The organism is Pseudomonas sp. 2VD, from assembly GCF_005503585.1.
Classification (GTDB): Bacteria; Pseudomonadota; Gammaproteobacteria; order Pseudomonadales; family Pseudomonadaceae; genus Pseudomonas; species Pseudomonas aeruginosa.
In genome coordinates, this window is sequence record NZ_SCND01000272.1 from 1 (window position 1) to 8562 (window position 8562).

An 8562-nucleotide genomic window follows, 5' to 3' on the forward strand; every position below is an offset into this window, starting at 1 on the left:
GGCGAGCAGGGTCGGGTCCGGATTGACCGTGTTCGGATGGCCGACCAGCTTCAGCAGCGGCAGGTCGTTGCGCGAGTCCGAATAGAACCAGGCGTCGGCCAGTTGGCGATCGTCTCCTTCCAGCAGGTCGAGCAGACGCAATACCTTGCCTTCGCGATAGGTGAGGGTGCCAAGGGTGCGGCCGGTGTAGTGTCCGTCGAGCACTTCGAGATCGATGGCGAGGACTTCGTCGACGCCGATCCGCGCCGCGATCGGCTTGACCAGGTGCACCCCGGATGCGGAGACGATCAGCACCCGGTCGTTGGCGCTGCGGTGGCGCGCCAGGCAGGCGCAGGCGTCGCTGTAGATCAGCGGCTCGATGACCTCCTCGACGTAGGCCTCCACTTCTCGCTCGACTTCCTCGACGCTGCGACCGATCAGCGGTTGCAGGGTGTAGTCCATGTACAGATCCATGGACAGCTTGCCTTCGGCGTACTGCTCCATCAGTTCGGCGTCGCGGCGGACGAAGGATTCGTCGACCCAGCCGAGACTCGCCATGCGCTGGCTCCACAGGCTGGAGCAGTCGCCGTGGATCATGGTCTCGTCCAGGTCGAAGATCACCAGGCTCATCAAGCTACCTCTCGAATACTGTTGCGATCGATGACCAGCGTCAACTGACTGCCGGCCGGATACAGGCGGTCTGCGCTGCGGTTGAGGACGTCGACGGTGAGTTCCACCCCGGCGGCCTCGACGCGGTAACGGATCACGTTGCCGAGCAGACTGTGCGAGCGTACCAGCGCCGGCACGCCTTCGCTCGGTTCGTAGCCCAGGCGCAGGGATTCCGGGCGGATCGCCACCTGGTGCGCGCAGGGCTGGCCGAGCAGGCGGCTGGCCTGTTCGGCGTCGAGCAGGTTGTAGTTGCCGATGAAGCCGGCGGCGAAGGCGTTTTCCGGCGCGGTGTAGAGGGTCTCCGCGTCGCCGCTCTGGACGATGCGTCCGGCGTTCATCAGGACGATGCGGTCGGACAGGGTCAGCGCTTCTTCCTGATCATGGGTGACGAACACCGTGGTCAGCCCCAGCTCCTGCTGGATGCGGCGGATCTGTTCGCGCAGGTGCTTGCGGATGCGCGCGTCGAGGGCCGACAGCGGCTCGTCGAGCAGCAGCAGGCGCGGGCGCGTCACCAGCGAGCGGGCCAGCGCCACGCGCTGGCACTGGCCGCCGGAGAGCTGGTGCGGGTAGCGTGCGGCGTACTCGCCCAGTTCCACCAGTTCGATGGCTTCGGCGACCCGCTGCTTCAGTTCCGCCGCCGGCACCTTCTGCATGCGTAGGCCGAAGGCGACGTTCTGTTGCACGGTCATGTTGGGGAACAGCGCGTAGCTCTGGAACACCATGGCGATCCCGCGCTTCTGCGGCGGCAAAGGCACCACATCCTCGCCGTCGATGAGGATGCGCCCGCTGTCGACCTCGGTCAGCCCGGCGATGCAGCGCAGCAGGGTGGACTTGCCGCAGCCGCTGGGGCCGAGCAGGGTGACGAACTCGCCGCGGGCGGCAGCGAAGTCGATATCGCGGAAGATGCTGGTGGCACCGTAGCTCTTGTCGAGCTGTTCGACGCTGACGAACGACATGATCAGGCCTTGTCCTTGTTCAGTCGGTTGGCCGCCCAGGTCAGGACCAGGACGAACACGAAGTAGGAGACCACCACTGCGCTGGTGTAGTGGCCGCTGCTGTTGCGCATGTTGTTGAGGAACACCTGCAGGGTCTCGTAGCGGGTACCGACCAGCAGGTTGGCGAAGACGAATTCGCCGATGAGGAAGGAGAACGACAGTAGCAGGGCCACCATCACGCCCTTGCGCAGGTTCGGCAGCACGACCAGCAGCGCCGCCTTCCAGGTGCTGGCGCCGAGCAGGTGGGCGGCGTCCATCAGGTCGCGCAGGTTGATCGCCTGCAGGTTGTTGGTGATCGCCCGGTACATGAACGGCAGGGCGATGGTGAAGTAGCAGCCGACCAGCACCCAGGGCGTGCCGATCATTTCCAGCGGCCCGCTGGCATAGAGTTGCAGCAGGCCCACCGAGGAGACGATCGGCGGCACCGCGAAGGGCAGCAGGATGAGCACGTTCATCACGCCGTCCAGGCGCGGGAAGTGGTAGTGGATGACGAACATCAGCGGCAGGATCAGCAACACGCTGAACGCCAGGGCGCCGAAGCAGACCAGCAGCGAGCGGGCGAAGGCCAGCAGGAAGCGCTGGTCGCTCCACAGCGTCAGGTACCACTTCAGGGTCAGGCCGTCCGGCAGCAGGGTCGCCGACCACTGGGTGGCCAGCGAGTAGAGCAGGGTCGCCGCCAGCGGCAGGACCAGGATCAGGAACAGCGCGCAGACCACCAGGCGATGGTAGAGCGCGGCAGGACGTCGATCAGCGCGCGACATGGTAGCTCCTGCGCAGCAGCCATTGGTGGACCAGGGTGATCAGGGTCATCAGGCCGACCAGCACCATGGCCAGCGCGCTGGCCATGTTCGGGTCGGGGAACACGTCGCCGGCGACCAGCGCGCCGATGCGGATCGGGATCACGTTGAAGTTGCCGGTGGTCAGCGAGTACACCGTGGCGTAGGCGCCGAGGGCATTGGCCAGGAGGATGACGAAGGTGCCCAGCAGTGCCGGGGTCAGCACCGGGATGCCGATGTGTCGCCAGTACTGCCAGCCGTTGGCGCCGAGCAGCGCGGCGGACTCGCGCCAGTCCTCGCGCAGGGCGTCGAAGGCCGGGTAGAGCAGCATCACCCCGAGGGGGATCTGGAAATAGGTGTAGAGGATTATCAGGCCGGTCTTCGAGTAGAGATTGAAGTCGTCGATCCAGCCGGCCTGCTTGAGCAACAGGGTCAGCGCGCCGTTGAAGCCGAGCAGGATGATGAAGGCGAACGCCAGCGGTACCCCGGCGAAGTTGCTGGTCATGTTGGAGAAGGCCATGACGAAGTCGCGCAGGCGGCTGTCGACGTGGCGCAGCGAATGGCTGCCGAGCACCGCGATGAGCAGGCCGAGCAGGCTCGACCAGCCGGCGATCTCCAGGCTATGGCGGATCGCCTGGCGGTAGAAGGGCGAGCCGAACAGCTCGAGGTAGTTGGCCAGGCTCCAGGCATCGCTGGCCTTCAGGCTGTTCAGCGCGACCCAGGCCAGCGGCGCTATCTGGAAAATCACGAAGAACGCCGCGAAGGGCAGCAGGAACAGCAGCGCCAGCCATTTGCCGGAGAATCGTTTCATGGGGCGAGCAGCTCCCGGCAGACGGGTTTGTCGTGGGCGGCGCCGAGGATTTCGCAGAGCGTGCCGCAGAGGTCGGTCTGCAGCGGTTGCGCCAGGTCGTCGCGGCTGAAGGCGTCGCCGAAGACGAACAGCGGCACCTCGCGCTCCTCCTCGAGGATGCCGCCGTGGCTGCGGTCCTCGTTCATTCCGTGATCGGCGGTGATCGCCACCTGGTAGCCGGCCGCCAGCCACTGGTGCAGGTATTCCGACAGCAGCGCGTCGGCGCGCCGCGCGGCGTTGCGGTAGGCGGGGCTGGCGAGGCCGTGCCTGTGCCCGGCGTCGTCGATGTTCATCGAGTGGACCAGCATGAAGTTCGGTGCGTGCCGGCGGCGCAGGCTTTCCGCATCGGCGAACAGGTGCGAGTCCGGATAGTGGTCGTTCCAGTAGAAGTGTCCGCGCTGGATCGGCAGTGCGCTGTCGTCGGTGTGGCGGTCGCGGGCCGGGTCGAACGGCGCGCGGTTGTACAGTTCGCTGACCCAGTGGTAGGCCGCTGCCGCGGTACTCAGGCCGGCCGCGCGGGCATAGTGGAACAGGCTCTGTTCCTGGCTCAGGCGGACCACGTCGTTGTGCAGGATGCCGCTATCGATCGGCGGCACTCCGGTGAGGATACATTCGTAGAGCGGCCGGGACAGCGAAGGCAACTCGCATTCCAGGCGGTACGACTGGCCGCGGCCGGCGCCGCAGAGGGCCTGGAGATGCCCCATGCAGTCGCGGGCGACGCTGTGGTTGAGGCCGTCCAGCAGGACGAGGATGACGTCGTGGCGCATTCGGGGTATCCGTCGATGCGGGGCAGCCGCCGGCGAGGGCGGCCGCGCTCCGCGTCACTGCATGTTGATGATCACCGCTTCCTGCCACTGCCGCGGCAGGCGCTTGGAGGTTTCCTCCCAGGCCTTGGCGTCCTTGATCGGCTGGGCCTTGGCGTACTGCTCGTTGGGCAGCAGTTGGGCCTTCACGTCGTCCGGCAGGGTCAGGCTCTCGGCGCGGATCGGTCGCGCGTTGCCCTTGGCCAGGTTGATCTGTCCGGCGTCGCTGAAGATGTACTCGCGGGCGAGCTTGGCGGCGTTCGGGTGCTTGGCGTACTTGTTGATGATGGTGGTGTAGCCAGAGATCACCGAGCCGTCCGAGGGGATCAGCACCTCGAAGCGCTCCGGGTCGATCTGCTGGCGGTAGCTGAGGCCGTTGAAATCCCAGACGATGCCGACTTCGACCTCGCCCTTTTCCAGGGTGGCGATCACCGGGTTGGTCAGCGACAGGCGGCCCTGCTTGGCGATCTTGCCGAAGAACTCCAGGCCCGGCTTGATGTTCTTCTCGTCGCCGCCGTTGGCGATGGCCGCGGCGAGCACCCCATTGACCGCCTGGGCGGCAGCGCTGACGTCGCCGATGGTGACCTTGTACTTGCCCTGCAGCAGGTCGGCCCAGCTGTGCGGTACGTCCTTCACCAGTTGTTTGTTGACGATGAAGGCGATGGTCCCGGTGTAGGCGAGCGCCCAGTGGCCGTCCTGGTCCTTGGCCCAGGCCGGGATCTGTTCCCAGGTGCTCGGCTTGTACGGCTGGCTGACGCCCTGCTGCACGGCGATGGGGCCGAAGGCGGCGCCGACGTCGCCGATGTCGGCGCTGGCGTTGTCCTTCTCGGCCTTGAACTTGGCCAGCTCCTGGGCCGAACTCATGTCGGTATCCATGTGCTTGAGCCCATACTTGCTCTCAAGGTCCTTCCAGGTGTCCTTCCAGTTCGCCCAACTGTCGGGCATGCCGACGCTGTTGACCTGGCCTTCCTTGCGCGCGGCCTGTTCCAGCGCCTGCAGGTCCGCTTCGGCGGCCAACGCCAGGCCGCTGCCGAGGGCGATGGCGGTTCCCAGCAATGAAGCAAGCATGCGTTTCATTCGGTGCTCCTTCGTTCGAGAGGTTCGGTCGGGCAGCCTCGGGAGTTCTCGACGCTCCTTCGGGCGGGACTGCCGCGGGTGTGGTCTAGATCAGCAAGACCCAGGCCAATCTAGAGCCGCTGGATGACGGTTTCATGTCAGCTAGCCGCGCCTGGCATCGCCGCGGCTTGCATCCGCAGAAGCGTAGACCATGCTTAAGCCCTCGATTCCATGGGCGTCGGGCGCCTCCGGGAAGACCGCTGTCTTGTACCTGTCACGTCCCGGTCATCTGGGTTTCCTAGCATCGGACGAGCCGGAGGCGCAGGGCGGGCCGGTGGAAGTGCCCCTGGCTGGGGCTGGACTAGACCAATAAGGAAGCAGTCGATGCGTGACGAAGCGCTACCCACCGTAACGGCGATCTGCCGGGCGCTCAGCGAGCAGATCGGCCATGGTCTGCTGCCGGCGGGTGGCAAGCTGCCGGCCGAGCGCAAGCTCAGCGAGCTGTTCGCGACGACCCGGATCACCCTGCGCGAGGCGCTGATCCAGCTGGAGTCGCAGGGCCTGATCTACCGCGAGGAGCGCCGCGGCTGGTTCGTCTCCCCCGAGCGGCTGGCCTACAACCCGCTGGTCCGCAGCCACTTCCATGCGATGGTCAGCGAACAGGGCCGGGTGCCGGCGACCGAGGTTCTGTCGGCCCGGCAGATGCCGGCGAGCGCGGCGGTCTGCGAGTTGCTGGAGCTGCCGGCGCTGTCCAGCGTCTACCAGATCCGCCGGGCGCGGCGGGTGGACGGGCGGCTGGTGCTGTATGTCGAGCACTACCTGAACGCGCAGTACTTCCCCGGAATCCTCGGCCACGACCTGACCCGCTCGCTGACCGAACTCTATGCCAGCGAGTACGGCATCCACTATGGGCGGGTGCGTTTCGACATGGTGCCCACTGCACTCCATGCCGAGGCTGCGGCGCCGCTGAAGGTGGCGGTGGGCAGCCCGGCCCTGCGCATCAGCCGGATCAACCGCGACCAGCGTGGTCGGCTGATCGACTGCGACCTGGAGTTCTGGCGCCACGACGCCATCCATATCAGCGTCGAGGTACCGCAGTAACGCCACGCGTCGACGACCTGCGGCACCTTCTGCGAGGATGGGCTCCCGGGAAAAGGAGCCCTCGCATGTTCATACTGCCGATTTCGTCCGACCTGCACCTGGAGCTGCTCGACCAGCCGCGCGCCGAGGAACTGTTCCGCCTGGTGCGCGCCAACAGCGAGCACCTGGCGCCCTGGATGCCGTGGGTGCCACTGACGCAGAGCGCGGACGATACCCGCCGTTTCATTGGCGAAAGCCAGCGGTTGTGGGCGGAGCGCAGGAGTTGCCGCTGCGGGATCGTCGAATCCGGATGCCTGGTCGGCGTCATCGACCTGCACGATTTCACCGAGGACAGCCGCAGCGCCAGCATCGGCTACTGGCTGGCGGCGTCCGCGCAAGGGCGCGGGCTGCTGGCCAGCGCGCTGGGGAAGACGATCGAGCTGGGTTTCCTTGGCTACGACCTGCAGCGCCTGGTGATCCGCTGTTCCACCGAGAACCTGCGCAGCCAGCGCGCCGCCGAGCGCCAGGGCTTCCGGCGCGACGGAGTGATCCGGGCCAACGAGATCATCGCCGGGCGTGCCCACGACCATGCGATCTACACGCTGTTGCGCAGCGAATGGCACGCTGCGCACGCATGAGTGGCCCCGGGCGAATGCCCGGGGCGTGAGCGCGGCTGGCGCTCAGGGCAGCTCGCTGCTGGCGTAGAAGGCGCCGAGCACCTTGACCAGGTGCGCCAGGTCATGGCTGCCGGCCAGCTCGCGAATCGAGTGCATGGCGAAGGTCGGCAGGCCTATGTCGACGGTGCGCACGCCGACCTGGCTGGCGGTGATCGGGCCGATGGTCGAGCCGCATCCCATGTCGCTGCGGGTCACGAAGCTCTGCACCGGCACTTCGCTGTCCTGGCAGAGGTGGCGGAAGAAGCCGGCGGTTTCGCTGTTGGTGGCATAGCGCTGGTTGCTGTTGATCTTGATCACCGGACCGCCGTTCAGCGCCGGGCCATGGTTGGCGTCGTGCTTGTCGGCGTAGTTCGGGTGTACGCCATGGGCGTTGTCGGCCGAGACCAGCAGCGAGCGCTGGATCGCCCGGCTGAAGGCGTCGCCTTCCGGCAGCAGGCGGCGCAGTACCTGTTCGAGGAACGGACCGTCGGCGCCGCAATGCGAACAGGAACCGACTTCCTCGTGGTCGGTGCAGACCAGGATGCAGTTCTCGTCGCCTTCGGCGTTGAGCAGGGCTTCCAGGCCGGCGTGGCAGGACAGCAGGTTGTCCAGGCGCGCCCCGGCGATGAACTCGTCGTTGAGGCCTACCACCGCGGCGGACTGGGTGTCGTAGAACGACAGCTCGTAGTCCAGTACCACGTCGGCGGTGATGCCGTGCTCGCGCAGCAGCTGTTCGTCGAGCAGCAGGCGGAAGTCGGCGGCCTCGCCCGGCGCCAGTTGGGCGATGATCGGCGGCAGTTCGTTCTGCGCGTTGATCGGCCAACCCTCGTTGGCGGCGCGGTTGAGATGGATGGCCAGGTTGGGGATGACCGCGATGGCCTTGCGGAAGTCGACCAGGCGGCTTTCCAGCTTGCCATTGGCGCGGAAGGTGACGCGCCCGGCCAGTGACAGGTCGCGGTCGAACCAAGGGGCGAAGAGGGCGCCGCCATAGACTTCGACGCCGAGCTGGAGGAAGCCGTTGCGAGCGATCTCCGGGTTCGGCTTGACCCGCAGGCAGGGGCTGTCGGTGTGCGCGCCGACCAGGCGGAAGCCGCTTTCCAGGGGCGAGCGACGGCCCAGGCGGATGGCGATCAGCGACGAGTCGTTACGGGTCACGTAGTAGCGGCCGCCGGCTTCGGTGTGCCAGGCGTCGCGCTCGTCGAGGCGGCGGTAGCCGGCGGATTCCAGGCGGCGGGCGAGGCTGGCGGTAGCATGGAAAGGCGTGGGCGAGGCCTTGAGGAAATCGATCAGGCCCTGGTTGAGTTCTGCGCGCATAGTGGCTCCGGACGGCAATCCATGCAGTCTATCGTATTGTCCGACGGGGTTCAGGTCGTTGGCGGCGGGGCCGGCCAGAAAAAGCGGAAGCTGGTCGTTGTATGGCAAGACGGGGTACCGGAAATCGGCGGGCGGCGTCCCGGCGGGCCGGGACGCGGCGGGGCAGGCTCAGAACGGCGCCGGCGACTCGAAGCGCAGGCGTTCGCCGCTCTGCGGATGGGTCAGGCACAGCAGGCTGGCGTGCAGGCACAGGCGTTCGTGGGCGGCGAGGGCTTCGGGGTTGGCGTAGAGGCGGTCGCCGAGCAGCGGATGGCCGATGGAGAGCATGTGCACGCGCAACTGGTGCGAACGGCCGGTGATCGGTGTCAGCTCGACCCTGCTCCA

The 8562-nt window shown here is 66.9% G+C and carries 9 protein-coding genes and 1 pseudogene; 2 read left to right on the forward strand and 8 right to left on the reverse strand.

Translation table 11 applies throughout. The features are described from left to right. From FFS27_RS23650 to FFS27_RS23675, 6 genes are all read right to left on the reverse strand, one after another. Positions 1 to 609, reverse strand: a 609-nt coding sequence (locus tag FFS27_RS23650; protein WP_137952241.1) for an HAD family hydrolase, incomplete at its 3' end; no start/stop codon positions are given. Further along, a complete protein-coding gene (locus tag FFS27_RS23655) occupies positions 609 to 1604 on the reverse strand; it encodes an ABC transporter ATP-binding protein (protein WP_003138362.1) in 996 nt (331 codons plus the stop codon). The genes FFS27_RS23650 and FFS27_RS23655, both read right to left, overlap by 1 nt. A 2-nt stretch (positions 1605 to 1606) precedes the next feature. Beyond that, positions 1607 to 2404 carry an ABC transporter permease gene (locus FFS27_RS23660; protein WP_003091589.1) on the reverse strand — a complete coding sequence of 266 codons (798 nt, stop codon included), beginning with the start codon at positions 2402 to 2404 and terminating at the stop codon, positions 1607 to 1609. Continuing rightward, positions 2391 to 3230: an ABC transporter permease gene (locus FFS27_RS23665; RefSeq protein WP_016253149.1), complete on the reverse strand. Its 840-nt coding sequence runs from the start codon at positions 3228 to 3230 to the stop codon at positions 2391 to 2393. The genes FFS27_RS23660 and FFS27_RS23665 overlap by 14 nt, the downstream gene beginning before the upstream one ends. Then, on the reverse strand, positions 3227 to 4036 hold the full coding sequence (locus FFS27_RS23670) for an alkaline phosphatase family protein (RefSeq protein ID WP_003109171.1): 810 nt from the start codon (positions 4034 to 4036) through the stop codon (positions 3227 to 3229). Before FFS27_RS23670 ends, FFS27_RS23665 begins: the two co-directional genes overlap by 4 nt. Positions 4037 to 4090: 54 nt before the next feature. Further along, complete coding sequence (locus FFS27_RS23675) at positions 4091 to 5149, reverse strand: ABC transporter substrate-binding protein (protein ID WP_003091586.1); 1059 nt, start codon at positions 5147 to 5149, stop codon at positions 4091 to 4093. Positions 5150 to 5512: 363 nt separating this feature from the next. Here FFS27_RS23675 and FFS27_RS23680 point away from each other — a divergent pair, with 363 nt between their 5' ends. Both FFS27_RS23680 and FFS27_RS23685 read left to right on the forward strand, forming a co-directional pair. Continuing rightward, on the forward strand, positions 5513 to 6229 hold the full coding sequence (locus FFS27_RS23680; protein ID WP_003091585.1) for a UTRA domain-containing protein: 717 nt from the start codon (positions 5513 to 5515) through the stop codon (positions 6227 to 6229). A 65-nt stretch (positions 6230 to 6294) separates the two neighbouring features. Beyond that, positions 6295 to 6846 carry a GNAT family N-acetyltransferase gene (locus tag FFS27_RS23685; RefSeq protein WP_023093908.1) on the forward strand — a complete coding sequence of 184 codons (552 nt, stop codon included), beginning with the start codon at positions 6295 to 6297 and terminating at the stop codon, positions 6844 to 6846. Positions 6847 to 6888: 42 nt separating this feature from the next. On the opposite strand, the gene FFS27_RS23690 is transcribed toward FFS27_RS23685, so the two are convergent. Together FFS27_RS23690 and FFS27_RS23695 are read right to left on the reverse strand one after the other, a co-directional pair. Further along, complete coding sequence (locus FFS27_RS23690) at positions 6889 to 8178, reverse strand: M18 family aminopeptidase (protein ID WP_023100908.1); 1290 nt, start codon at positions 8176 to 8178, stop codon at positions 6889 to 6891. Positions 8179 to 8346: 168 nt separating this feature from the next. Beyond that, positions 8347 to 8562: pseudogene (locus FFS27_RS23695) on the reverse strand (RNA pseudouridine synthase); the annotation flags it as partial.

Excerpts from the sequence above, each read along its gene's own strand:
- FFS27_RS23655 (WP_003138362.1), bottom strand. The coding sequence starts at position 1,604 with ATGTCGTTCGTCAGCGTCGAACAGCTCGACAAGAGCTACGGTGCCACC.
- FFS27_RS23660 (WP_003091589.1), bottom strand. The coding sequence starts at position 2,404 with ATGTCGCGCGCTGATCGACGTCCTGCCGCGCTCTACCATCGCCTGGTG.
- FFS27_RS23665 (WP_016253149.1), bottom strand. The coding sequence starts at position 3,230 with ATGAAACGATTCTCCGGCAAATGGCTGGCGCTGCTGTTCCTGCTGCCC.
- FFS27_RS23670 (WP_003109171.1), bottom strand. The coding sequence starts at position 4,036 with ATGCGCCACGACGTCATCCTCGTCCTGCTGGACGGCCTCAACCACAGC.
- FFS27_RS23675 (WP_003091586.1), bottom strand. The coding sequence starts at position 5,149 with ATGAAACGCATGCTTGCTTCATTGCTGGGAACCGCCATCGCCCTCGGC.
- FFS27_RS23680 (WP_003091585.1), top strand. The coding sequence starts at position 5,513 with ATGCGTGACGAAGCGCTACCCACCGTAACGGCGATCTGCCGGGCGCTC.
- FFS27_RS23685 (WP_023093908.1), top strand. The coding sequence starts at position 6,295 with ATGTTCATACTGCCGATTTCGTCCGACCTGCACCTGGAGCTGCTCGAC.
- FFS27_RS23690 (WP_023100908.1), bottom strand. The coding sequence starts at position 8,178 with ATGCGCGCAGAACTCAACCAGGGCCTGATCGATTTCCTCAAGGCCTCG.